Source organism: Crenobacter intestini (genome assembly GCF_004919095.1).
Classification (GTDB): domain Bacteria; phylum Pseudomonadota; class Gammaproteobacteria; order Burkholderiales; family Chromobacteriaceae; genus Craterilacuibacter; species Craterilacuibacter intestini.
This window is the reverse complement of record NZ_STGJ01000005.1, coordinates 126711-148066: the sequence shown is the minus strand read 5'-3', so window position 1 is coordinate 148066 and position 21356 is coordinate 126711. Positions and strand designations below refer to the sequence as shown.

The window sequence follows — 21356 nt, the reverse complement described above, 5'->3', positions numbered from 1 at the left end:
TGCAGAAAGACAAGGAAAGACCATGTTCGACCAACTGGTACTCGCCAGCGGCAACGCCGGCAAGCTGCGCGAATTCTCGGCGCTCCTCGCGCCGCTCGGGGTGGAGGTGGTGCCGCAACAGGCGCTCGGCGTCTCCGAGTGTGCCGAGCCCTACCACACCTTCGTCGAAAATGCGTTGGAGAAGGCGCGCCACGCCAGCCGCGAGACCGGCCTGCCGGCGCTGGCTGACGACTCCGGCCTGTGCGTCGAGGCGTTGGGCGGCGCGCCCGGCGTGCTCTCCGCGCGTTTCGCCGGCGAGCCGAAGTCTGATGCGCGCAACAACGCGCTGCTGCTGGAAAAGATGCAGGGCGAGCGCAACCGCCGCTGCTGGTACACCTGCGTGCTGGTGCTTGTGCGCCACGCCGACGACCCGCACCCGCTGATCGTCGACGCGGTGTGGCTGGGCGAAGTCGCAGACGCGGCCTCGGGCGACGGCGGTTTCGGCTACGACCCGCTGGTGCAGATCCCCGCGTACGGCTGCTCGGTCGCGCAGATGCCGGCCGAAGAGAAGAACCGCGTCAGCCACCGCGGCCAGGCGATGCAGGCCTTGCTCGCGCGCCTGACGGCGTTCGCATGAGCGTGGTCGACCTCTCGGCGCTGACAGGGGGCCTCAAGAGCCTGCCGCCCCTGTCGCTCTACATCCACTTCCCGTGGTGCGTGCGCAAGTGTCCGTACTGCGACTTCAACTCGCACGAGGCGAAAGCGGGCTTCGACGAGGCGGGCTATGTCGACGCCCTGCTGGCCGACCTGGAGCTTGCGCTGCCCGCGGTATGGGGGCGGCCGGTGACGACCATCTTCATGGGCGGCGGCACGCCCAGCCTGTTTTCGCCGGAGGCGATCGACCGCCTGCTCGCCGGCGTGCGCGCGCGGGTGCGCGTACACCCGGACGCCGAGATCAGCATGGAGGCGAACCCCGGCACCGTCGAGCACGGCCGCTTCGAGGGCTACCGCGCCGCCGGCGTCAACCGCCTGTCGCTCGGCATCCAGAGCTTCGACGACGGCTTCCTGCGTACCCTCGGCCGCATCCACGGCGGCGCCGAGGCGCGCGCGGCATTGGAGGCGGCGCTCGGGCACTTCGACAACGTCAACGCCGACCTGATGTACGCGTTGCCCGGGCAGACGCTGGATCAGGCGCTCGCCGACATCGACACCGCGCTCTGTGCCGGCGTCACCCACTTGTCGGCCTACCACCTGACCATCGAGCCCAACACGCTGTTCGCGCGCTACGAGCCGGAAAACCTGCCCGACGACGAGCGCTCGGCCGACATGCAGGAGGCGATCGAGGTGCGGCTGGCGGCCGCCGGCTTCGAGCATTACGAGACCTCGGCGTTCGCCCGCCCCGGGCGGCAGTGTCGGCACAACCTCAATTACTGGACCTTCGGCGACTACCTGGGCATCGGCGCCGGCGCGCACGGCAAGGTCAGCGCGCACGACGGCGTGCGCCGCCAGATGCGCTACAAGCAGCCGGCGGCCTACCTGAAGGCGGTCGCCGCGGGCGAGCCGGTGCAGGAGGCGCACAAGGTCGGCCGCCGCGACTTGCCGTTCGAATTCATGATGAACGCGCTGCGGCTGACCGGCGGCTTCGACGAGGCGCTGTTCGCCACGCACACCGGCCTGCCCCTGGTGCAGATCGCCCGCGAGCTGGACGAGGCGGCGCGGCGCGGCCTGCTCGAGCGGCAGGACGGGTTGATCCGGCCGACGCTCGCTGGCCAGCGTTTCCTGAATGACTTGTTAACCCTGTTCCTCAACGACAAAGCGTGAACACCATGACCAAGAAAATCATCCACACCGACAAGGCTCCGGCAGCGATCGGCGCGTACTCGCAGGCCGTGCAAGCCGGCAACACCGTCTACCTGTCCGGCCAGATCCCGCTCGACCCGGCGACCATGACCGTGGTCGAGGGCGGCTTCGAAGCCGAAACGCGCCAGGTGTTCGCCAACCTGCAGGCGGTGTGCGAGGCGGCCGGCGGTTCGCTGAACGATATCGTCAAGCTCAACGCCTACCTGACCGACCTTGCCAACTTCGCGACCTTCAACAAGGTGATGGCTGAATTCATGGCCGAGCCGTTCCCGGCGCGCGCCGCGGTCGGCGTCGCCAGCCTGCCACGTGGCGTGCAGGTCGAAGCCGAAGCGGTGATGGTGCTGTAAGCCAGCACTCTGCCGTTTTTGCCACACGCCGCCGTGCTTTTGCCGGCGGCGTTTTGCCTTGTGCCGCCCGTGTGATCCAATAGCCATTTTCCTGAGGCAAACCATGGCCGCACTCCCTTACCGCGTCGTCAACGTGTTCAGCGACGGCAGCCGTTTTGGCGGCAACCCGCTCGCGGTGTTTACCGACGCCCGTAAGCTTGCTGACGACGAGATGCAGGCGATCGCACGCCAGTTCAACCTGGCCGAGACCGTATTCGTGCTGCCGGGCGAAGCAGACGGCGACGCCGCGCGCCTGCGCATCTTCACGCCGGCGACCGAACTGCCGTTTGCCGGCCACCCGGTGCTCGGCGCGGCGGCGGTGCTCGCCGCGCAGCGCTCGCCGGGGCCGGCGTTCACCCTGCGTTGCAACGCGGGACCGATCGGGGTCCACGAAGCGGATGGCCACTGGTTCTTGCGGGTACCCACCGCGACGCAGCGCCCGGCGGCGCTTTCGGCAAGCGAAGCCGCCACGATGCTGGGGCTGGCGCAAGGTGCGGTTTGCGATGTGCCGCAATGGGTGAACACCGGCTCCGAGCAGTTACTGATCCGGGCCAGCAGCCGCGACGCGGTGCTCGCGGCGAGGCCTGACTTTGCGCGGCTGATCGCCGGCGCGACGCTGCGGCCCGGGCGCAGCATCGCCTACCTGTGGCACGCCGAGGCGGGCGTCGCGACGGTGCGTTTTTTCTACGCGCAAGACGGGGCGGTGCTCGAAGACATCGGCACCGGCTCGGCGTGCGCGAACCTGGGCGGCTATCTGGCGCTAGGCGGTGAGCGGGGCCTCGACTGGCGTGTCGAGCAGGGCGACGTCGCCGGCCGGCCGAACCGCCTGCGCCTGTGCATCGATGCAGCAGGGCGGGTCAGCGTCGGCGGGCGCGTGCGCGCGATGGCAGGCGGTGACTTTCACGGATGATGCCACTGTTCTTGACGGGAGCGGGCGGTGTTGGCATCCTCGAGCAACCACTCAAACCACCGTTTGAAAACGAGGAGAAAATAATGAAGGGGATCCTGAACAAGGGCGCGGCGGTGCTCGCCGGCGTGCTGCTGTGTGGCAGCGCCTGGGCGAACGGCGCGGTCGGCACCTGGAAGACCATCGACGACGAGACCAAGCAGCCCAAGGCGCTGGTGCAGATCTCGGAGTCGGCTGCGGGCGAACTCAGCGGCAAGATCGTCAAGCTGTTCAACAACCCGGACGCCGTGTGCAGCAAGTGCGACGGCGCCAACAAGGACAAGCCGGTGGTCGGCATGAACATCCTGTGGGGCCTGAAGAAGGACGGCGACGTATGGGAAGGCGGCAAGATCCTCGACCCGAAAACGGGCAAGGTCTACAGCGCCAAGCTCAAGGTAGTCGGCGACAAGCTCGAGGTGCGCGGTTTCCTCGGCATGGCCTTGCTCGGCCGCACCCAGACCTGGGTCAAGCCGTAAGCGGTCTGCCCTTGCGCGACAGAACGGAAGGCCTGAGGGCTTTCCGTTTTTTTATTTCCGGTAGAATCGGCGCATGAGTGCCGACCTTGCCCATCAGGCGCCCGCTGCCCAGGACGCCACGCTGAAGAAGCTTGCGAAGCTGGGCATCCGCCGCCGCTTCGACCTCGTGCTGCACCTGCCACTGCGCTACGAGGACGAGACCCATCTCTACCCTATCGCCGACGCGCCGTACGGCCAGCATGTGCTGGTCGAGGGCGAGGTGACTTCGTGCGAGGTGCAGTTCAGGCCGCGCCGCCAGTTGGTCGCCCGCCTGCGCGACGGCAGCGCCAGCCTGGTGCTGCGCTTCATCCATTTCTACCCCAGCCAGCAAAAGCAGCTCGCCGTCGGCCACCGCGTGCGCGCATTGGGCGAGATCCGCCGCGGCTATTTCGGCGACGAGATGGTCCACCCCAAGCTGCGCGACGTGCACGAGGGCGACGCGCTGGCCGAGCGGCTGACGCCCGTCTACCCGACGGTGAACGGCCTGACCCAGCCGGTGTTGCGCCGCATGATCGCGGCGGAGCTCAAGACCCTGCCGCTGGACGACACCCTGCCCGAGGCGATCCGCGCGCGCTACGGCCTGCTGCCGTTTGCCGACGCGGTGCGCCTGTTGCACGCGCCGCCGCCGGAGCTTGGCGCCTCGGCGCTCGCCGATCCTGCCTTGCCGGCGTGGCAGCGGCTCAAGTTTGACGAATTGCTCGCGCAGCAACTGTCGATGCGTCTTGCCTACCGCGCGCGCCGCAAGGGGAGCGCGCCGGCGATTGTCGGCGACGGTGCGCTGCGCGCGCGTCTCATCGCACAGCTGCCCTTCGCGCTGACCGGCGCGCAGCAGCGCGTGCTCGCCGAAATCGGCGCGGACCTGGCCAGGCCGCACCCGATGAACCGGCTGTTGCAGGGGGACGTGGGCAGCGGCAAGACCGTCGTCGCGGCGATGGCGGCGCTCGCCGCGATCGAGGCAGGGTACCAGGTCGCGCTGATGGCGCCGACCGAGATCCTCGCCGAGCAGCATTACCTGAAGCTCGCCGCCTGGCTCGCGCCGTTGGGCGTTGAGGTCGCGTGGCTGTCCGGCAGCCTGAAGAAGAAGGCGCGCGAGGCGATGGCAGCGAGCATCGCCTCGGGCGAGGCGCGCCTCGCGGTCGGCACCCACGCGCTGTTCCAGGACGACGTCGCCTTCGAACGGCTGGGCCTCGTCATCGTCGACGAGCAGCACCGCTTCGGCGTCGGCCAGCGCCTCGCCTTGCAGGGCAAGGGCGGCTCGCCGCACCAGCTGATGATGTCGGCGACGCCGATCCCGCGCACGCTGGCGATGAGCTACTACGCCGACCTCGACGTGTCGGTGATCGACGAGCTGCCGCCGGGGCGCACGCCGATTGTCACCCGGCTGGTGTCGGCCGAGCGGCGGGGCGAGGTGGTCGGCTTTGTTAACAAGGTGTGCGGCGAGGGGCGGCAGGCGTACTGGGTGTGCCCGCTGATCGAGGAGAGCGAGACGCTGACCCTGCAGACGGCGGTCGACACCCATCAGGAGCTGGGCGCTGCGTTGCCCGCGCGGCGCGTCGCGCTGGTGCACGGGCGCATGAAGGCGGCGGAAAAGGCCGAGGTGATGGCGGCGTTTGCCGCAGGCAGCATCGACGTACTGGTCGCGACCACCGTGATCGAGGTCGGTGTCGACGTGCCCAACGCGAGCCTGATGGTGATCGAGCACGCCGAGCGGATGGGGCTTGCGCAGCTGCACCAGCTGCGCGGCCGGGTCGGCCGCGGCGCGGCCAAGAGCAGCTGCGTGCTGCTGTTCGAGCAGCCCTTGTCCGACCTTGCCAAGGCGCGGCTCAGGGTGATCTACGAAAACACCGACGGCTTCGAGATCGCGCGGCAGGACCTGCTGATCCGCGGACCCGGTGAATTCCTCGGCGCGCGGCAAAGCGGCGTGCCGATGTTGCGCTTCGCCGACCTGGAGGCTGACAGCGCGCTGCTTGAAGAGGCGCGTACGCTCGCGCCCGAACTGCTCGCCAAGCTGCCCGAGGTCGCGCACGCACACCTCGCGCGCTGGCTCGCCGGGCGCGAGCATTTCCTGAAGGCCTGAGGCGCGGACAAAAAAATGCCCCGACTGAGGGGTCGGGGCGAATGGGATATTGCTGCAAACAACAAAGGAGAAACCATGATGAAGCGGGATGGATGTTAGCGCTTCACCCTGGCAACCGTGTTGATCCAGATCAATTTTTCAATCGTTAGAGATTATCTACTCTCTTTATGCGAAGAAATGGGCGCCGGCGATATAGAGGCCGGCGGCCAGACCCATCGCGACCGGCAGCGTGAACAGCCACGCGAGCAGGATGTTGCGGATGGTCGACATCTGCAGGCCCGAGCGGTTGGCAAGCATGGTGCCGGCGACTGCGCTGGAGAGTACCTGCGTGGTCGACACCGGGAAGCCGAACACGCTGGCCGCGCCGATGGCGGTGGCCGCGGTCAGCTGCGCCGACACGCCCTGCGCGTAGGTCATGTCCTTCTTGCCGATGCCTTCGCCGACGGTGCGCACCACGCGCTTCCAGCCGACCATGGTACCGATGCCCAATGCGAGCGCGACGGCGACGATCACCCAGGTCGGCGCGTATTCGGTGGTCGCGGTCAGATCCTTGCGCAGCCCGGTCAGGTGCGCCTTCTCGGACGCGGTCAGCCCCGGCAGCTTCAGCGCGATCTTCGCGGCGTCGTCTAGGCACAACAGGTCGGTGCGCACGTCCCAGCGCTGCTGCTTGTCGAGCTGGTGGTAGTCGGTGGTTTGCAGCAGGCCGGCCAGCACGTTGGCCGTCTCGGCGGTAGCCAGCGGGTGGCACTGGAAGCGGCCGGTGTCCTTCTTCGGCGGCATCTTGGCGATCAGCGCGGTGAGTTCGGGTGCCTTGCGCTCGTAGAACTGCTGCAGGTGGACGGCGGCGTCGCGGGTGCGTTCGATCTGGTAAGGCGTGCTCTCCAGGTTGAGCACGAACTTGGCCGGCACGATGCCGATCAGCACCAGCATGATCAGGCCGACGCCCTTCTGGCCGTCGTTCGAGCCGTGCGCGAAGCTCACCCCCATCGCCGAGACGATCAGCATGAAGCGAGACCAGAACGGCGGGTGCTTGCGCCCCTCGATCTGCTGGCGCTGGAACGGCGTGCGGTGGATGTTGCTGTGCGCCCGAAAGCGCAGCAGTGCGAGCAGGATCAGCGCGGCGACCACCCCGCCCAGCAGCGGCGAGAGCAGCAGCGAGGTGCCGACGTCGAGCGCCTTGCCCCAGTTGATGCCCTGCGTCAGCGGCGCATTGTTCAGCCAGGCGTTGGCGACGCCGACGCCCAGCAGCGCGCCGATCAGGGTGTGGCTGCTGGAGGCGGGCAGGCCGAAGTACCAGGTGCCGAGGTTCCACAGGATGGCGGCGGTCAATAGTGCGAACACCATCGCCATGCCGCGTGCGCTGTTGATCGAGACCAAGAGGTCGACCGGCAGCAGGTGGACGATCGCGTAGGCGACGGCCAGGCCGCCGGCCATCACGCCCAGGAAGTTGAAGAGGCCCGACGCGACGACCGCGAGCTGCGGCTTCATCGACTGGGTGTAGATGACGGTGGCCACCGCGTTGGCGGTGTCGTGAAAACCGTTGATGAATTCGAAGGCGAGGACCAGCCCCAGGGAGAGCACGAGGGTGATCGCGAGGGCGGGGCTCAAGTCGCTGAACAGTTCAAGCATGATGCACTGCTGTTGTCATAGGAAGGCGCGATTGTTGGGGGCAAGGGCGGCCGCGTCAAGGCATTTTGCAGGGGTAAATGAACTTTTCCGAACAACAATGTCGCATGTCGCCGCAGGCAGGGCAGCAGGCTGATTTTGCTGGAAAAAACGCTGCCGGCAAAAGCCGGCAGCGTGGAGAGGAGGCGGGTCAGAAGCCCAGATGTTGCAGCACAAGGTAGATGGCGGCCGACATCAGCGCGGAGGCCGGGACGGTGATCACCCAGGCCGCCGCGATCCGCTTGATCAGCGAGCGTTTCACCAGCTCGGTCTTGTAGACCTGACGCAGCTCCTTGCGCTCGCGCTTGGAGAAGTGCGCCGGGTCCTGCAGGGCCTTCATCCGCTGCTTGAGGTCGCGCAGCATTTGCCCCTTCTCTTCGATGGAGGCGGGCGTGAACGCCTTGATGAAGGCGTCGATCGCCGGCTGGTCGTCTTCCGGGTGGTGCGCCTTGATCTGCGCGATCATGATCGCGTAGCGGTTCTTCAGGTGTTCGCGCAGGAAACCGATGCCGAACACGCCACCGACCGCGATATGCGTCGAGCTGACCGGCAGGCCGAGCTGGCTCGCCAGGATCACGGTGACGGTCGCCGACATCGCGATCGAGTACGCGCGCATCTGGTCAAGCTCGGTGATCTCGTTGCCGACGGTGCGGATGACCTTGGGGCCGAACAACGCGAGGCCGACCGAGATGCCGAGCGCGCCGACCAGCATCACCCACAGCGGGATGCCGGCGGACGCGCCGATCTCGCTGCCGCTGGTTTGCAGCGCGTCGACGATGGCGGCCAGCGGGCCGATCGCGTTGGCGACGTCGTTCGAGCCGTGCGCGAAGCTCAAGAGCGCGGCGGACATGATCAGCGGCCAGGTGAACAGCGCGTTGATCGCCTGCTTGGTGTTTTCCGAGCGCGCGGCGCGGCGCGCGACAATCGGCTTGAGCACCAGGTAGGACACCACGCCGAGGCCGGCGCCGGCCAGCAGCGCCTCGACGAAACCAACCTTCCACAGCTTGGACAGGCCCTTGAGCATCAGGTAGGCGGCGAACACGCCGACCATCAGGCCGATCAGCACCGGCACGATGCGCGCGGCGGCCGCGCGCATGTCGCTCTGGTAGGTGATGGTGCGCTTGATGAAGTAGAGGAAGCCCGCGGCCACGATGCCGCCCATCACCGGCGAGATCACCCAGCTGGCGGCGATCTGCACGACCTTGCCCCAGTTGGCGATGCCGAAGCCGGACGCCATCACGCCGGCGCCCAGCAGCGCGCCGACGATGGAGTGGGTGGTCGACACCGGCGCACCGACCAGCGTGGCGACGTTCAGCCACAAAGCGGCGGCGAGCAGCGCCGACATCATGATCCAGATGAAGGCGGCCTTGTCCGGGATCAGCGAGGGGTCGATGATGCCGCTGCGGATGGTCGACACCACCTCGCCGCCGGCGATCAGCGCGCCGGCCGCCTCGCACACGGCGGCGATCACCAGCGCGCCGCCCATGGTCAGTGCCTTGGAGCCGACGGCGGGGCCGACGTTGTTGGCGACGTCGTTGGCGCCGATATTCATCGCCATATAGGCGCCGATGCCGGCGGCGACCATCATCGGCAGGCTGATATGGCCGAGCGTGGTGCTATAGATGACGGCGCCGATGATGAAAAGCAGCGCCAGTCCCAGACGGACGAAATCGTTCTGGCCGCGCTGGGAGGCCTTGGAGATCTCGCTGTAATCGTGAAGGTCCACAATCAGGTCCCGTATTTTGTGCAAAAAAGCAAAGGCCCGCAGGAAGCCGTGCGGGCCGGTCAGATGAGGCCGAATGTTACCATCCGCTTACATTTTGTAGTACAGCTTAAGCCGTTCAAAGCAAAGAAAAATCCCGGCGCCAAGCGCCGGGATGGTCGGGTTGCCGAATGGCATGACAGCGCAGCGTGTCAGCCGAACTTGCCGGTGATGTAGTCTTCGGTCGCCTTCTTGGACGGCGCTGTGAAAATGGTGTCGGTTTCGCCGAACTCGACCAGGTCGCCCAGGTACATGTAGGCGGTGTAGTCGGACACCCGCGCCGCCTGCTGCATGTTGTGGGTGACGATCGCGATGGTGTAGTCCTGCTTGAGTTCGTGCACCAGCTCTTCGATATGCGCGGTCGAGATCGGGTCGAGCGCCGAGGTCGGCTCGTCGAGCAGCAACACCTCGGGGCGGGTGGCGACGGCGCGCGCGATGCACAGGCGCTGCTGCTGGCCGCCGGAGAGCGAGTTGCCCGACTGCTTGAGCTTGTCCTTCACCTCGTTCCACAACGCGGCCTTCTTCAGCGCCCACTCGACGCGGTCGTCCATGTCGCTGCGGCTGAGGTTCTCGTACAGCTTCACGCCGAAGGTGATGTTGTCGTAGATCGACATCGGGAACGGCGTCGGCTTCTGGAACACCATGCCGACCTGCGCGCGCAGCAGGTTGACGTCGACTTCGCGGCTGAGGATGTTCTGGTCGTCCATCAGGATCTCGCCCTCGGCACGCATGCCCGGGTACAGCTCGTACATGCGGTTGAAGATGCGCAGAAGCGTCGACTTGCCGCAACCGGACGGGCCGATGAAGGCGGTCACCTGCTTGCTCGGGATGTCCAGGTTGATCCCCTTGAGCGCCTGGAAATTGCCGTAGTAGAAGTTGAGGTCGCGGACCTTGAGCTTGATGTTCTGTTCGGTCATGGTGGGTACTTAGTGGGATTGGGTTTTCTGGCGACCCAGGTAGCGGGCCACGATGTTCAGGGTCAGTACGCTGAAGGTGATCAGCAGGGAGCCGGCCCAGGCCAGCTTGTGCCAGTCTTCGTACGGGCTCATCGCGAACTGGAAGATGACGATGGGCAGGTTGGCCATCGGCTGGTTCATGTTGCTCCAGAACTGGTTGTTCAGCGCGGTGAACAGGAGAGGTGCGGTCTCGCCCGAGATGCGCGCGACCGCGAGCAGGATGCCGGTGAGCACGCCGGCCTTGGCCGCGCGCAGCGTCACCTGCATGGTCACTTTCCACTGCGGCGCGCCCAGCGCGAAGGCCGCTTCGCGCAGGCTGCCCGGCACCAGTCGCAGCATGTTCTCGGTGGTGCGCACCACCACCGGGATCACCAGCAGCGACAGCGCGAACGAGCCGGCCCAGCCGGAGAAGTGGCCGACCGACAGCACGTACACCTCGTACACGAACAGGCCGATCACGATCGACGGCGCCGAGAGCAGGATGTCGTTGATGAAACGGGTCGCCGGCGCGAGCCAGCCGCGGCTGCCGTACTCGGACAGGTAAATGCCGGCCAGGATGCCGATCGGCGTGCCGATCAGCGTGCCGAAGAAGGTCATGGTCAGCGAGCCGACGATGGCGTTGGCCAGGCCGCCGACCGACCCCGGCGGCGGAGTGATTTCGGTGAATACCGCCGGAGACAGCCCTTCCAGGCCGTAGCGCAGCAGTGTGAGCAGAATCCACGCCAGCCAGAACAGGCCGAACGCCATGGTCGCCATCGACGCGCCCATATTGAACAGGTTGACGAGGCGGCGCTTGCGGTAGATCGCGTTGTTGCGGGTCGTGCTTGTCACGGTCTTGGCCTTGCTAGCGTTGCTGAGTCTGTGTTGCATCCGTTGTACTCTCCGCGCTTCAGGTGCCGCGGCCTTCCTGCTTCTTCAGGCGCAGCAGCAGCAGCTTGGAGCAGGCGAGGACGACGAAGGTGATGAAGAACAGGATCAGGCCCAGCGAGATCAGCGCCGACAGGTGCGCTTCGCTGGTCGCCTCTGCGAATTCGTTGGCGAGCGCCGACGCGATCGAGTTGCCCGCGTCGAACAGGCCGGTCGAGAAGATGGTCGAGTTGCCGATCACGAAGGTGACCGCCATGGTCTCGCCCAGCGCGCGGCCGAGGCCGAGCATGATGCCGCCGATCACGCCGGTCTTGGTGTAGGGCAGCACCACGTTGCGCACGACCTCCCAGGTCGTCGCGCCCAGGCCGTACGCCGACTCCTTGAGCATGGCCGGCACCACCTCGAACACGTCGCGCATCACCGAGGCGATGAACGGGATCACCATGATCGCGAGGATCAGGCCGGCGGTGAACATGCCGATGCCCATCGGCGCGCCCTGGAACAGGAAGCCGATCACGGGCAGTTCGCCGAGGTTGTCGATCAGCCAGGGCTGGATGTTGTCGCCGAACCACGGCGCGAACACGAACAGGCCCCACATGCCGTAGATGATTGACGGGATGCCGGCGAGCAGTTCGACCGCGATGCCCAGCGGGCGCTTGAGCCAGGTGGGGGAGAGTTCGGTCAGAAACAGCGCGATGCCGAAGCTGACCGGCACGCCGATCAGCAGGGCGATAAACGAGGTCAGCAGCGTGCCGTAGATCGGCACCAGCGCGCCGAATTCTTCGGTCACCGGGTCCCACGCCGTGCTGGTCAGAAAGCTCAAGCCCTGATGGCGGATGGTGGGCATGGCGCCGACCAGCAAGGAGAGCATGATGCCGACCAGGAGCGCGAGCACCAAAAAGGCAAAGAAACGCGTGCTGTTGCGGAACAGCGTGTCGATCAGGAGCTGGCGCTTGAGCTGCGGGGTGTTCTGGTATTTTTCCATGCGCGTGACTCGGTATTTCAGGCAAAAGGCCGGGGGAGTCCCCCGGCCGGATTTCTCAGCGGTGTGTCCCGCTTATTTCCAGACGCTCTGGCCGGCGCTGGTCTTGATCTCTTTCCACGAGGTGCGGATCAGGTTCTGCACGTTGGCCGGCAGCGGCACGTAGTCCAGTTGCAGCGCCATCTGGCTGCCGTCCTTGTACGCCCAGTCGAAGAACTTCAGCGCTTCGCTGCTGCCCTCGGCCTTGTCGGTGCTCTTCTGCATCAGGATGAAGGTCGCGCTGGTGATCGGCCAGCTCTCCTTGCCCTGCGCGTTGGTCAGGATCAGGCTGAAGCCCGGCGTGCCTTTCCAGTCGGCACCGGCTGCGGCGGCCGCGAAGGTCTTGTCGTCCGGCTGCACGAAGGTGCCGGCGGCGTTCTGCACGGCAGCGTGCGAGAGCTTGTTGACCTTGGCGTATGCGTACTCGACGTAACCGACCGAACCCTTGATGCGGTTCACGTAGTTGGCGACGCCTTCGTTGCCCTTGCCGCCGACGCCGACCTTCCAGGCGACGGTGGTGTTGGCGCCGATGGCGGACTTCCACTCCGGCGACACCTTGGAGAGGTAGTCGGTGAACACGAAGGTGGTGCCCGAGCCGTCGGAGCGGCGTACCGGGGTGATCTTCTGGTCAGGCAGCTTGACGCCCGGGTTCAGCTTGGCGATCGCCGGGTCGTTCCAGTTGCTGACCTTGCCCAGGTAGATGTCGGACAGCAGCGCGCCGGTCAGCTTGAGCTGGCCCGGGGTGACGCCCGGCAGGTTGACCACCGGCACCACGCCGCCGATCACGGTCGGGAACTGCACCAGGCCCTTCTTGGCCAGGTCTTCCGCCTTGAGCGGCATGTCGGACGCGCCGAAGTCGACCGTCTTCGACTCGATCTGCTTGATGCCGCCGCCGGAGCCGATCGACTGGTAGTTCACCTGGTTGCCGGTCTTGGCCTTGTAAGCCTCGGCCCACTTGGCGTACAGCGGGTAGGGGAAGGACGCGCCGGCGCCGGTGATGTCGGCGGCGAAGGCGGGGGCTGCAAAGCCACCGCACAGGGCGATCGTGGCGGCGAAGCGGACGGTCTGTTTCATGCTGACTCCGGTTGGGTGTCGGGTTGGGATGTGCGCATCGTAACCGGCCTTCTTTGCAGAAATATTACATGTTGCAAAGCGGCCGGGTCGAGGGCTCGCGTAGCCGCACCCGGCAAGGCTCTGACATAATACGGCGCATCGAATATTAAGCAGGGAATCAAGGGTCATGAGCGAGAAGCTGGTCATCGGCAACTGGAAGATGAATGGGCGCACCGGGCGCAACGCGGACTTGATCGCCGCGCTCAAGGCGCTGCCTGCGGTGTGCCGCGACGGCGTTGGCGTCGCGCCGCCTGCCGCCTATCTTGGCCAGCTGGGGGCCGCGCTTGCGGGCACGCCGCTTGCGTTGTGCGCGCAGGACGTCAGCCGCTTTGCCGGCGACGGCGCGTACACCGGCGAAGTTTCCGCCGCGATGCTCGCGGACCTGGGTGTGCGCTACGTGCTGGTCGGCCACTCCGAGCGCCGCCAGTATTTCGGCGAGGACAATACGGTGCTCGCCGACAAGCTCGAAGCCTGCCGTCAGTCCGGGCTCACCCCGGTGTTGTGCGTCGGCGAGACGCTCGCCGAGCGCGAGGCGGGAGCGGCGCTGACGGTGATCCGTTCGCAGCTGTCCGTACTTGAGGCTTACGCGGGGCGGGCCTTGGTGGTTGCCTACGAACCGGTTTGGGCGATTGGTACCGGAAAAGTGGCAGAAACCGGCCAAATTGAAGAAATCCACCAGGAAATCAAAAAATGGCTATTGCAATGCGGTAGGGGCGCTGATAATATTCGCGTCCTCTACGGCGGCAGCGTCAAGGCAGACAACGCTGAAGCGATCTTTTCAGTACCCGGGGTAGATGGGGCGCTGGTAGGTGGAGCTTCGCTGGATGCCGAAACGTTTAAATCGATTTGCAATGCCGCATAAAAGTAGGTAACATGGAACTCCTGAAAACACTGCTCTGGATCGTAAATCTGCTCTCCGCAGTCGCCGTGATCGTCCTTGTTCTGTTGCAGCACGGCAAGGGTGCTGATATGGGTGCGGCTTTCGGTGGTGGTGGCGGTTCGTCCGGTAGCTTGTTCGGAGCCTCTGGTTCCTCGAATTTTATGAGTCGGAGCACTGCGGTACTCGCGGTTGTCTTCTTCTCGACCTGTCTTGCCTTGTCCTATCTGTCCATCGAGAGACAGAACGATCTGGGTGTGATGGGTGGTGTACAGCAGTCCGCGCCGCAAGTCCCGGGCGGTGCGGCTGATAATAATAAACCCGGTCCCGCAATACCGGAGTAAACCAAGGTTTGTTCAGTGCCGACATGGTGAAATTGGTAGACACGCTATCTTGAGGGGGTAGTGGCCATAGGCTGTGTGAGTTCGAGTCTCACTGTCGGCACCACAAAATCTAAAAAACAGGTCATCGGGAAACCGTTGACCTGTTTTTTTTTGGAGCGCAGGAGGGAAACCTCCTTTTTTTAGGGGTAATCGGGAAATGCTGCAAAATTATTTTCCCATCTTGATGTTTGTCGTCATCGGCCTGCTGGTCGGTGTCGGGCCTATCGTTCTCGGTAAGCTCGTCGCACCCAATAGACCCGACGCCGAGAAACTGTCTCCGTACGAGTGTGGCTTCGAAGCCTTCGAAGACACGCGCATGCGTTTTGATGTGCGTTACTACCTCGTCGCGATTCTGTTCATTCTGTTCGATCTCGAAATCGCCTTCCTGTTCCCGTGGGCCGTCGTGCTGCGGGATATCGGCATGTTCGGCTTCGGCGCCATGCTGGTCTTCCTGGCCATCCTGACGATCGGCTTTATCTATGAATGGAAGAAGGGGGCGCTGGAATGGGAGTAGAAGGTATCCTCGAGAAGGGCTTCATCACCACCACGGCTGATACCCTGATCAACTGGACCCGCACGGGTTCGATGTGGCCGATGACCTTCGGCCTTGCCTGCTGTGCGGTGGAAATGATGCACGCCGGGGCCGCGCGTTACGACCTCGACCGTTTCGGCATCGTGTTCCGTCCGAGTCCCCGCCAATCCGACCTGATGATCGTCGCCGGCACGCTGTGCAACAAGATGGCGCCGGCGTTGCGCAAGGTGTACGACCAGATGGCCGAGCCCCGCTGGGTGCTGTCGATGGGGTCGTGCGCCAACGGTGGTGGTTACTACCACTATTCGTACTCGGTCGTCCGTGGCTGTGACCGCATCGTGCCGGTCGACGTCTACGTGCCGGGCTGCCCGCCGACCGCGGAAGCCCTGCTGTACGGCATCATCCAGCTGCAGAACAAGATCAAACGCACCAACACCATCGCCCGCTGAGGGAGTAACCATGGCCTCCAAACTGGAAGCGCTCAAGTCGAGCGTCGAGGGTCTGCTCGCGTCGCGTGTTGTGCATAGCACAATGGCGTTTAATGAGCTGACTGTCGTATGCAAGGCACAAGACTTGCTCGAAGTCGCCACCATCCTGCGCGATCAGGCCGGCTTCGAGCAGTGCATCGATATGTGCGGCATGGACTACAGCGCCTACAAGGACCAACCCTGGGACGGCCCGCGCTTCGCGGCCGTCTACCAGCTGTTGTCGGTCCAGCACAATGTCCGCCTGCGCCTGCGCTGTTTCGCCGAAGACGACGATTTCCCCGTCCTGCCGACGCTGACCGGCGTCTGGAACTGCCTGAACTGGTACGAACGCGAGGCGTTCGACCTGTACGGCCTGATGTTCGAAGGCCACCCCGACCTGCGCCGCCTGCTGACCGACTACGGTTTCGTCGGCCACCCGTTCCGCAAGGACTTCCCGGTGTCGGGCTTTGTCGAAATGCGCTACGACGCGACGCAGCAACGCGTGATCTACCAGCCGGTCACCATCGAGCCGCGCGAGATCACGCCGCGCATCGTCCGCGAGGAGAACTACGGTGGCTGATATCCGCAATTACACGCTGAACTTCGGCCCGCAGCACCCGGCCGCGCACGGCGTGCTGCGCCTGGTGCTGGAACTGGACGGCGAGGTGGTGCAGCGCGCCGACCCGCATATCGGCCTGTTGCACCGCGGCACCGAGAAGCTTGCCGAGCAGAAGACCTTCATCCAGTCGCTGCCGTACATGGACCGTCTCGACTACGTGTCGATGATGTGCAACGAGCACGCGTACTGCCTGGCGATCGAGAAGCTGACCGGCGTCGACGTACCCATCCGCGCACAGTACATCCGCGTGATGTTCGCCGAGATCACCCGCATCCTGAACCACCTGCTGTGGATCGGCGCGCACTCGATCGACATCGGCGCGATGACGATGTTCCTGTACGCGTTCCGCGAGCGTGAAGACCTGATGGACTGCTACGAGGCGGTCTCCGGCGCGCGTCTGCACGCGGCGTACTTCCGCCCGGGCGGCGTATACCGCGACCTGCCGGACACCATGCCGCAGTACACCGCGTCCAAGATCCGCAACGCGAAGGAAATCGCGCGCCTGAACGAGAACCGCCAGGGTTCGCTGCTCGACTTCATCGAAGACTTCACCCGCCGCTTCCCGGCCTGCGTCGACGAGTACGAGACGCTGCTCACCGACAACCGCATCTGGAAGCAGCGTACGGTCGGCATCGGCGTGGTCAGCCCCGAGCGCGCGCTGCAGCTGGGCTTCACCGGCCCGATGCTGCGCGGCTCCGGCATCGCGTGGGACCTTCGCAAGACCCAGCCTTACGACGTGTACGCCGAGATGGACTTCGACGTGCCGGTCGGCGTCACCGGCGACTGCTACGACCGCTACCTGGTGCGCGTCGAGGAGATGCGCCAGTCCAACCGCATCATCGCCCAGTGCGTGAAGTGGCTGCGTGGCAACCCGGGCCCGGTGATCAGCGACAACCACAAGGTCGCGCCGCCGTCGCGCGAGTCGATGAAGTCGAACATGGAAGAGCTGATCCACCACTTCAAGCTCTTCTCCGAGGGCATGCATGTGCCGGAGGGCGAGGTCTACGTGGGTACCGAACACCCGAAGGGCGAGTTCGGCATCTACCTCGTCTCCGACGGCGCGAACAAGCCTTACCGCCTGAAGATCCGTGCGCCCGGCTACGCCCACCTGGCGGGTCTGGACGAAATGTCGCGCGGCCACATGATCGCCGACGTCGTCGCGATCATCGGCACGCAGGATATCGTGTTTGGGGAGATTGACCGCTGATGCTGTCCGCACAATCGCTTGCAAAGATCGACCGCGAAGTCGCCAAGTACCCCGCCGACCAGAAGCGTTCGGCGGTGATGGCCGCGCTGAGGATCGCGCTGACTGAACGGCGGGAACAGGGCCAGACGCCTGACGCGCGCTGCCTGAACGCTGACGTGATCGAGTTCGTCGCCAACTACCTGGGCATCGCCCCGGTAGCCGCGTACGAGGTCGCCACTTTCTACAACATGTACGACATGAAGCCGGTGGGGCAGTACAAGATCACCGTCTGCACCAACCTGCCGTGCGCGCTCTCCGGCGGCGTCTCCGCCGCCAAGTACCTGTCCGAGAAGCTGGGGATCGCCATCGGCGAGACCTCGGCCGACGGCAAGTACACCCTGCTCGAGGGCGAGTGCATGGGCGCCTGCGGCGACGCGCCGGTGCTGCTGGTGAACAACCACCATATGTGCAGCCACATGTCGCCGGAAGCCATCGACAAGAAACTGGCGGAGCTCAAGTAATGGCGATCTTCAAAAGTGGCGTGATTTTCGAAGGCGTCGACACCCAGGCCGCGAACGCTTGGCGTCTGGCCGCCTACGAGGCACGCGGCGGCTACGCCGCGCTGAAAAAGATCCTGCAAGGCGCGATGCCGCAGGATGAGGTGATCGCCGAGGTCAAGAACTCCGGCCTGCGCGGCCGTGGCGGCGCAGGCTTCCCGACCGGCCTCAAGTGGAGCTTCATGCCGCGCGCCTTCCAGGGCGACAAGTACGTGGTGTGCAACACCGACGAGGGCGAGCCGGGTACTTTCAAGGACCGCGACATCCTGCGCTTCAACCCGCACGCGCTGATCGAGGGCATGATCATCGGCGGTTACGCGATGGGCTGCCGCGCCGGTTACAACTACATCCACGGCGAGATCTTCGAGGCGTACGAGCAGTTCGAGGAGGCGCTGGACGAAGCGCGTGCCGCCGGTTACCTCGGCAGCAACATCCTGGGCTCGGGCTTCAATTTCGAGCTGTACGCCGCGCACGGCTATGGCGCGTACATCTGCGGCGAGGAAACCGCGCTCTTGGAATCGCTGGAAGGCAAGAAGGGCCAGCCGCGCTTCAAGCCGCCGTTCCCGGCGTCGTTCGGCCTGTACGGCAAGCCGACCACCATCAACAACACCGAGTCGTTCGCCTCCGTGCCGTTCATCATCCGTGACGGCGCGCAGAAGTTCCTGGAAGCGGGCAAGCCGAACAACGGCGGCACCAAGCTGTTCTCGGTGTCCGGCCACGTGAACCGTCCGGGCAACTACGAGATCCCGCTGGGCACCCCGTTCTCCGAACTCCTGGAGATGGCCGGCGGCATGCGCGACGGCAAGAAGCTCAAGGCGGTGATCCCGGGCGGCTCGTCCGCGCCGGTGCTGCCGGGCGACGTGATGATGGGCCTGACCATGGACTACGACAGCATCTCGAAGGCCGGCTCCATGCTGGGCTCGGGCGCGGTCATCGTGATGAACGAAGACGTGTGCATGGTGCGCGCGCTCGAACGCCTCGCGTATTTCTACCACGAAGAGTCCTGCGGCCAGTGCACGCCGTGCCGCGAAGGCACGGGCTGGCTGTACAAGGTGATCCACCGGATCGCGAACGGCCAGGGCCGTCCGGGTGACCTCGAATTGCTGGACTCCGTCGGCAACAACATGGCCGGGCGCACCATCTGCGCGCTGGCCGATGCCGCCGTTTTCCCGGTCCGCAGCTTTACCAAGCACTTCCGCAACGAGTTCGAGTACCTGATCGAACACGGGAAGCCCTTGGTGAACCACAAATGGTGTTGAGCGATGCTTGAAATCGAAATCGACGGCAAGAAACTGACCGCCCCGCAGGGCAGCACGGTGATGGAGGCAGCCCATTCGATCGGCACCTACATCCCGCATTTCTGCTACCACAAGAAGCTCTCGATCGCGGCGAACTGCCGCATGTGCCTGGTCGAGGTGGAGAAGGCGCCCAAGCCCTTGCCGGCTTGCGCGACCCCGGTCACCGACGGCATGAAGGTGCATACCCACTCCAGCATGGCGAAGACCGCCCAGGCGGGGGTGATGGAATTCCTGCTGATCAACCACCCGCTGGATTGCCCGATCTGCGACCAGGGCGGCGAGTGCCAGCTGCAGGATATCGCGGTCGGCTACGGCAAGGGCGAGTCCCGCTACCAGGAAGAAAAGCGTTCGGTGCCGGGCAAGGACATGGGCCCGCTGGTTTCCGCCGAGGAAATGAGCCGCTGCATCCACTGCACGCGTTGCGTACGCTTCACCGAGGAAATCGGCGGCTTCCAGGAAATCGGCATGGCCAACCGCGGCGAGTTCTCGGAAATCCTGCCTTTCCTGGGCAAGACCGTGACTTCCGAAATCTCGGGCAACGTGATCGACCTGTGCCCGGTCGGCGCGCTGACCTCCAAGCCGTTCCGCTACAGCACCCGCTCGTGGGAGCTGTCGCGCCGCAAGTCGGTCGCCCCGCACGACGGCCTCGGCGCCAACCTGATCGTCCAGGTCAAGCAGAACACCGTGATGCGCGTGCTGCCGCTGGAGAACGAGGCGATCAACGAGTGCTGGCTGTCGGACCGTGACCGCTTCTCGTACGAAGGCCTGAATAGCGAGCGCCGCCTGAAGAACCCGAAGATCAAGTTCGACGGCAAGTGGCACGACACCGACTGGGAAACCGCGCTGAACTACGTGGTGAAGGGCCTGAACGGCGTGTCGGCCGACCACGGCAAGGACGCCGTCGGCTTCCTGGTGGGCGCGCGCTCGACCACCGAAGAGCTCTACCTCGCGCAGAAGCTCGCGCGCGCCTTCGGTGTCGCCAACATCGACTACCGTCTGGGCCGCAGCGACTTCTCCGCCGACGCCTTGCGCCAGGGCGGCGAATGGCTGGGCCTGCCGGTGGCCGAGCTGTCGGCGCTTGACGCGCTGCTGGTCGTCGGCAGCACCCTGCGCAGCGAACAGCCGCTGATCGCCGCGCGCCTGCGCCAGGCCGCCCGCAAGCGCCTGAAGCTGAGCGTCGTGCATGTGGCTGACGACGAACTGTTGATGAACGTGTACGGCAAGCTGGTCGCCGCGCCGCAGAACCTCGCGGCTGCGCTCGCCCAGGTGCTCAAGGCACTGGTCGAGATCAAGGGTGGCGACACCGCGATCGACCTTGCTTCCGTCGAGGTGTCGGCCGAAGCCGGCCAGATCGCGCAAAGCCTCGCCGACGGTGAAAAGGGCGCGGTGGTGCTGGGCGCGCTCGCACAGCAACTGCCGAACTACGCCAGCGTCTACGCGGTCGCGCAGGAAATCGCCCGCGTCAGCGGCGGCCGTTTCGGCGTGCTGTCCGACGCCGCCAACAGCGCCGGCGCGGAAGCGGTCGGCGCGCTGCCGAAGGACGGCGGCGCCAACGCGGCCGAAATGTTCGCGACGCCGCGCAAGGCCTACTTCCTGATGAACACCGAGCCCGAGTTCGACGCCTACGACGCCGCCGGCGCCGTTGCCGCGCTGAAGCAGGCGCAGACGGTGATCGCGCTGACCATGTTCGACAGCGAAGGCCTCGCCGACTACGCCGACGTGCTGCTGCCGATCGCGCCGTTCAGCGAGACCGCCGGCTCCTTCGTCAACATGGAAGGCCGCCTGCAGTCGTTCAACGGCGTGGTCAAGCCCTTGGGCGAGACCCGTCCGGCGTGGAAGGTACTGCGCGTGCTGGGCAACCTGCTGCAACTGGACGGTTTCGGCTTCAACAGCGCCGAAGACGTGCGTGCCGAACTGCTCGCTGCGGGCAGCATCGAGTCCCGCCTGAACAATGCGCTCTCTGAAGCGCGTGCGGACGTGTCCACCAAGGCGGCCACCGTGCGCGTGGGCGAGGTGCCGATGTTCGCGGTCGACGCGATCTGCCGCAACGCGCCGTCGCTGCAGGCGACCGAACACGCGGCCGCACCGGTCGCGCTCATGTCGGCCGACCTCTACGCGTCGCTGGGCGAGCCTGCCGACGTGCTGGTGGCGCAGGGCGGGGCAGAGGTGCGCATGGGTGCCCGCGTCGACGCGGGCCTGGCGGCAGGGTGCGTGCGTGTCGCGGCGGCAAGCCAGGATACGCTGGCGCTGGGCGGTCGTTTTGACGCCATCGAGATCAAACGGGGGTAAG

21 protein-coding genes and 1 tRNA gene are annotated in these 21356 nt (G+C 65.5%); 16 read left to right on the top strand and 6 right to left on the bottom strand.

The genetic code is table 11. The features are described 5' to 3' along the window. Nucleotides 1-22 precede the first annotated feature (22 nt). From rdgB to recG, 6 genes are all read left to right on the top strand, one after another. Entirely contained in the window at nucleotides 23-616 is a 594-nt protein-coding gene (gene rdgB / locus E5K04_RS06040; RefSeq protein ID WP_136552002.1) for an RdgB/HAM1 family non-canonical purine NTP pyrophosphatase, read from the top strand. Then, entirely contained in the window at nucleotides 613-1800 is a 1188-nt protein-coding gene (hemW, locus tag E5K04_RS06035) for a radical SAM family heme chaperone HemW (protein WP_136552001.1), read from the top strand. The genes rdgB and hemW overlap by 4 nt, the downstream gene beginning before the upstream one ends. 5 nt (nucleotides 1801-1805) lie before the next feature. Continuing rightward, on the top strand, nucleotides 1806-2186 hold the full coding sequence (locus E5K04_RS06030; protein ID WP_136552000.1) for a RidA family protein: 381 nt from the start codon (nucleotides 1806-1808) through the stop codon (nucleotides 2184-2186). Between the two features lie 103 nt (nucleotides 2187-2289). Further along, the gene (locus E5K04_RS06025) at nucleotides 2290-3135 is read left to right on the top strand and encodes a PhzF family phenazine biosynthesis protein (RefSeq protein WP_136551999.1); all 846 of its coding nucleotides are present in this window, start codon (nucleotides 2290-2292) and stop codon (nucleotides 3133-3135) included. Nucleotides 3136-3218: 83 nt separating this feature from the next. After that, complete coding sequence (locus tag E5K04_RS06020; RefSeq protein WP_136551998.1) at nucleotides 3219-3647, top strand: DUF2147 domain-containing protein; 429 nt, start codon at nucleotides 3219-3221, stop codon at nucleotides 3645-3647. Nucleotides 3648-3720: 73 nt separating this feature from the next. Further along, entirely contained in the window at nucleotides 3721-5763 is a 2043-nt protein-coding gene (gene recG / locus E5K04_RS06015; RefSeq protein WP_136551997.1) for an ATP-dependent DNA helicase RecG, read from the top strand. A 165-nt stretch (nucleotides 5764-5928) separates the two neighbouring features. Here recG and E5K04_RS06010 read toward each other — a convergent pair whose 3' ends face one another. The 6 genes from E5K04_RS06010 to pstS all read right to left on the bottom strand — a co-directional run bounded on the left by E5K04_RS06010 (nucleotide 5929) and on the right by pstS (nucleotide 13108). Then, nucleotides 5929-7392: an inorganic phosphate transporter gene (locus E5K04_RS06010; protein WP_136551996.1), complete on the bottom strand. Its 1464-nt coding sequence runs from the start codon at nucleotides 7390-7392 to the stop codon at nucleotides 5929-5931. Nucleotides 7393-7579: 187 nt separating this feature from the next. Next, a complete protein-coding gene (locus E5K04_RS06005; protein WP_136551995.1) occupies nucleotides 7580-9154 on the bottom strand; it encodes an inorganic phosphate transporter in 1575 nt (524 codons plus the stop codon). A gap of 188 nt (nucleotides 9155-9342) precedes the next feature. Next, nucleotides 9343-10107, bottom strand: a complete 765-nt coding sequence (gene pstB / locus E5K04_RS06000) for a phosphate ABC transporter ATP-binding protein PstB (protein ID WP_136551994.1) — start codon at nucleotides 10105-10107, stop codon at nucleotides 9343-9345. A gap of 9 nt (nucleotides 10108-10116) precedes the next feature. Beyond that, on the bottom strand, nucleotides 10117-10977 hold the full coding sequence (pstA, locus tag E5K04_RS05995; RefSeq protein WP_235844282.1) for a phosphate ABC transporter permease PstA: 861 nt from the start codon (nucleotides 10975-10977) through the stop codon (nucleotides 10117-10119). 58 nt (nucleotides 10978-11035) lie between these two features. Next, on the bottom strand, nucleotides 11036-11998 hold the full coding sequence (pstC, locus tag E5K04_RS05990) for a phosphate ABC transporter permease subunit PstC (RefSeq protein ID WP_136551992.1): 963 nt from the start codon (nucleotides 11996-11998) through the stop codon (nucleotides 11036-11038). 72 nt (nucleotides 11999-12070) lie between these two features. Next, entirely contained in the window at nucleotides 12071-13108 is a 1038-nt protein-coding gene (gene pstS, locus E5K04_RS05985; RefSeq protein ID WP_136551991.1) for a phosphate ABC transporter substrate-binding protein PstS, read from the bottom strand. 166 nt (nucleotides 13109-13274) lie between these two features. Here pstS and tpiA point away from each other — a divergent pair, with 166 nt between their 5' ends. The 10 genes from tpiA to nuoG all read left to right on the top strand — a co-directional run bounded on the left by tpiA (nucleotide 13275) and on the right by nuoG (nucleotide 21355). Further along, nucleotides 13275-14009 carry a triose-phosphate isomerase gene (gene tpiA / locus E5K04_RS05980; RefSeq protein WP_136551990.1) on the top strand — a complete coding sequence of 245 codons (735 nt, stop codon included), beginning with the start codon at nucleotides 13275-13277 and terminating at the stop codon, nucleotides 14007-14009. 11 nt (nucleotides 14010-14020) lie between these two features. Further along, nucleotides 14021-14368, top strand: a complete 348-nt coding sequence (secG, locus tag E5K04_RS05975; protein WP_136551989.1) for a preprotein translocase subunit SecG — start codon at nucleotides 14021-14023, stop codon at nucleotides 14366-14368. A 17-nt stretch (nucleotides 14369-14385) separates the two neighbouring features. Further along, a tRNA-Leu gene (locus E5K04_RS05970) sits at nucleotides 14386-14471 on the top strand. A 93-nt stretch (nucleotides 14472-14564) separates the two neighbouring features. Continuing rightward, nucleotides 14565-14921, top strand: a complete 357-nt coding sequence (locus E5K04_RS05965) for an NADH-quinone oxidoreductase subunit A (RefSeq protein WP_136551988.1) — start codon at nucleotides 14565-14567, stop codon at nucleotides 14919-14921. Continuing rightward, the gene (locus E5K04_RS05960) at nucleotides 14912-15388 is read left to right on the top strand and encodes a NuoB/complex I 20 kDa subunit family protein (RefSeq protein WP_136551987.1); all 477 of its coding nucleotides are present in this window, start codon (nucleotides 14912-14914) and stop codon (nucleotides 15386-15388) included. The genes E5K04_RS05965 and E5K04_RS05960 overlap by 10 nt, the downstream gene beginning before the upstream one ends. A 10-nt stretch (nucleotides 15389-15398) precedes the next feature. Next, on the top strand, nucleotides 15399-15986 hold the full coding sequence (locus E5K04_RS05955; protein ID WP_136551986.1) for an NADH-quinone oxidoreductase subunit C: 588 nt from the start codon (nucleotides 15399-15401) through the stop codon (nucleotides 15984-15986). After that, nucleotides 15979-17232: an NADH-quinone oxidoreductase subunit D gene (locus E5K04_RS05950; RefSeq protein WP_136551985.1), complete on the top strand. Its 1254-nt coding sequence runs from the start codon at nucleotides 15979-15981 to the stop codon at nucleotides 17230-17232. The genes E5K04_RS05955 and E5K04_RS05950 overlap by 8 nt, the downstream gene beginning before the upstream one ends. Next, complete coding sequence (nuoE, locus tag E5K04_RS05945) at nucleotides 17232-17732, top strand: NADH-quinone oxidoreductase subunit NuoE (RefSeq protein WP_136551984.1); 501 nt, start codon at nucleotides 17232-17234, stop codon at nucleotides 17730-17732. Before E5K04_RS05950 ends, nuoE begins: the two co-directional genes overlap by 1 nt. Then, nucleotides 17732-19027, top strand: coding sequence for an NADH-quinone oxidoreductase subunit NuoF (gene nuoF / locus E5K04_RS05940; RefSeq protein ID WP_136551983.1), 1296 nt, complete (start codon nucleotides 17732-17734; stop codon nucleotides 19025-19027). The genes nuoE and nuoF overlap by 1 nt, the downstream gene beginning before the upstream one ends. Before the next feature lie 3 nt (nucleotides 19028-19030). Further along, complete coding sequence (gene nuoG / locus E5K04_RS05935; RefSeq protein WP_136551982.1) at nucleotides 19031-21355, top strand: NADH-quinone oxidoreductase subunit NuoG; 2325 nt, start codon at nucleotides 19031-19033, stop codon at nucleotides 21353-21355. The last annotated feature ends 1 nt before the right edge of the window (nucleotide 21356 follow it).

Bases quoted from the DNA above. Each gene is read 5' to 3' on its own strand.
- rdgB (WP_136552002.1), top strand. From the start codon at position 23: ATGTTCGACCAACTGGTACTCGCCAGCGGCAACGCCGGCAAGCTGCGC.
- hemW (WP_136552001.1), top strand. From the start codon at position 613: ATGAGCGTGGTCGACCTCTCGGCGCTGACAGGGGGCCTCAAGAGCCTG.
- E5K04_RS06030 (WP_136552000.1), top strand. From the start codon at position 1,806: ATGACCAAGAAAATCATCCACACCGACAAGGCTCCGGCAGCGATCGGC.
- E5K04_RS06025 (WP_136551999.1), top strand. From the start codon at position 2,290: ATGGCCGCACTCCCTTACCGCGTCGTCAACGTGTTCAGCGACGGCAGC.
- E5K04_RS06020 (WP_136551998.1), top strand. From the start codon at position 3,219: ATGAAGGGGATCCTGAACAAGGGCGCGGCGGTGCTCGCCGGCGTGCTG.
- recG (WP_136551997.1), top strand. From the start codon at position 3,721: ATGAGTGCCGACCTTGCCCATCAGGCGCCCGCTGCCCAGGACGCCACG.
- E5K04_RS06010 (WP_136551996.1), bottom strand. From the start codon at position 7,392: ATGCTTGAACTGTTCAGCGACTTGAGCCCCGCCCTCGCGATCACCCTC.
- pstB (WP_136551994.1), bottom strand. From the start codon at position 10,107: ATGACCGAACAGAACATCAAGCTCAAGGTCCGCGACCTCAACTTCTAC.
- pstC (WP_136551992.1), bottom strand. From the start codon at position 11,998: ATGGAAAAATACCAGAACACCCCGCAGCTCAAGCGCCAGCTCCTGATC.
- pstS (WP_136551991.1), bottom strand. From the start codon at position 13,108: ATGAAACAGACCGTCCGCTTCGCCGCCACGATCGCCCTGTGCGGTGGC.
- tpiA (WP_136551990.1), top strand. From the start codon at position 13,275: ATGAGCGAGAAGCTGGTCATCGGCAACTGGAAGATGAATGGGCGCACC.
- secG (WP_136551989.1), top strand. From the start codon at position 14,021: ATGGAACTCCTGAAAACACTGCTCTGGATCGTAAATCTGCTCTCCGCA.
- E5K04_RS05965 (WP_136551988.1), top strand. From the start codon at position 14,565: ATGCTGCAAAATTATTTTCCCATCTTGATGTTTGTCGTCATCGGCCTG.
- E5K04_RS05960 (WP_136551987.1), top strand. From the start codon at position 14,912: ATGGGAGTAGAAGGTATCCTCGAGAAGGGCTTCATCACCACCACGGCT.
- E5K04_RS05955 (WP_136551986.1), top strand. From the start codon at position 15,399: ATGGCCTCCAAACTGGAAGCGCTCAAGTCGAGCGTCGAGGGTCTGCTC.
- nuoE (WP_136551984.1), top strand. From the start codon at position 17,232: ATGCTGTCCGCACAATCGCTTGCAAAGATCGACCGCGAAGTCGCCAAG.
- nuoF (WP_136551983.1), top strand. From the start codon at position 17,732: ATGGCGATCTTCAAAAGTGGCGTGATTTTCGAAGGCGTCGACACCCAG.
- nuoG (WP_136551982.1), top strand. From the start codon at position 19,031: ATGCTTGAAATCGAAATCGACGGCAAGAAACTGACCGCCCCGCAGGGC.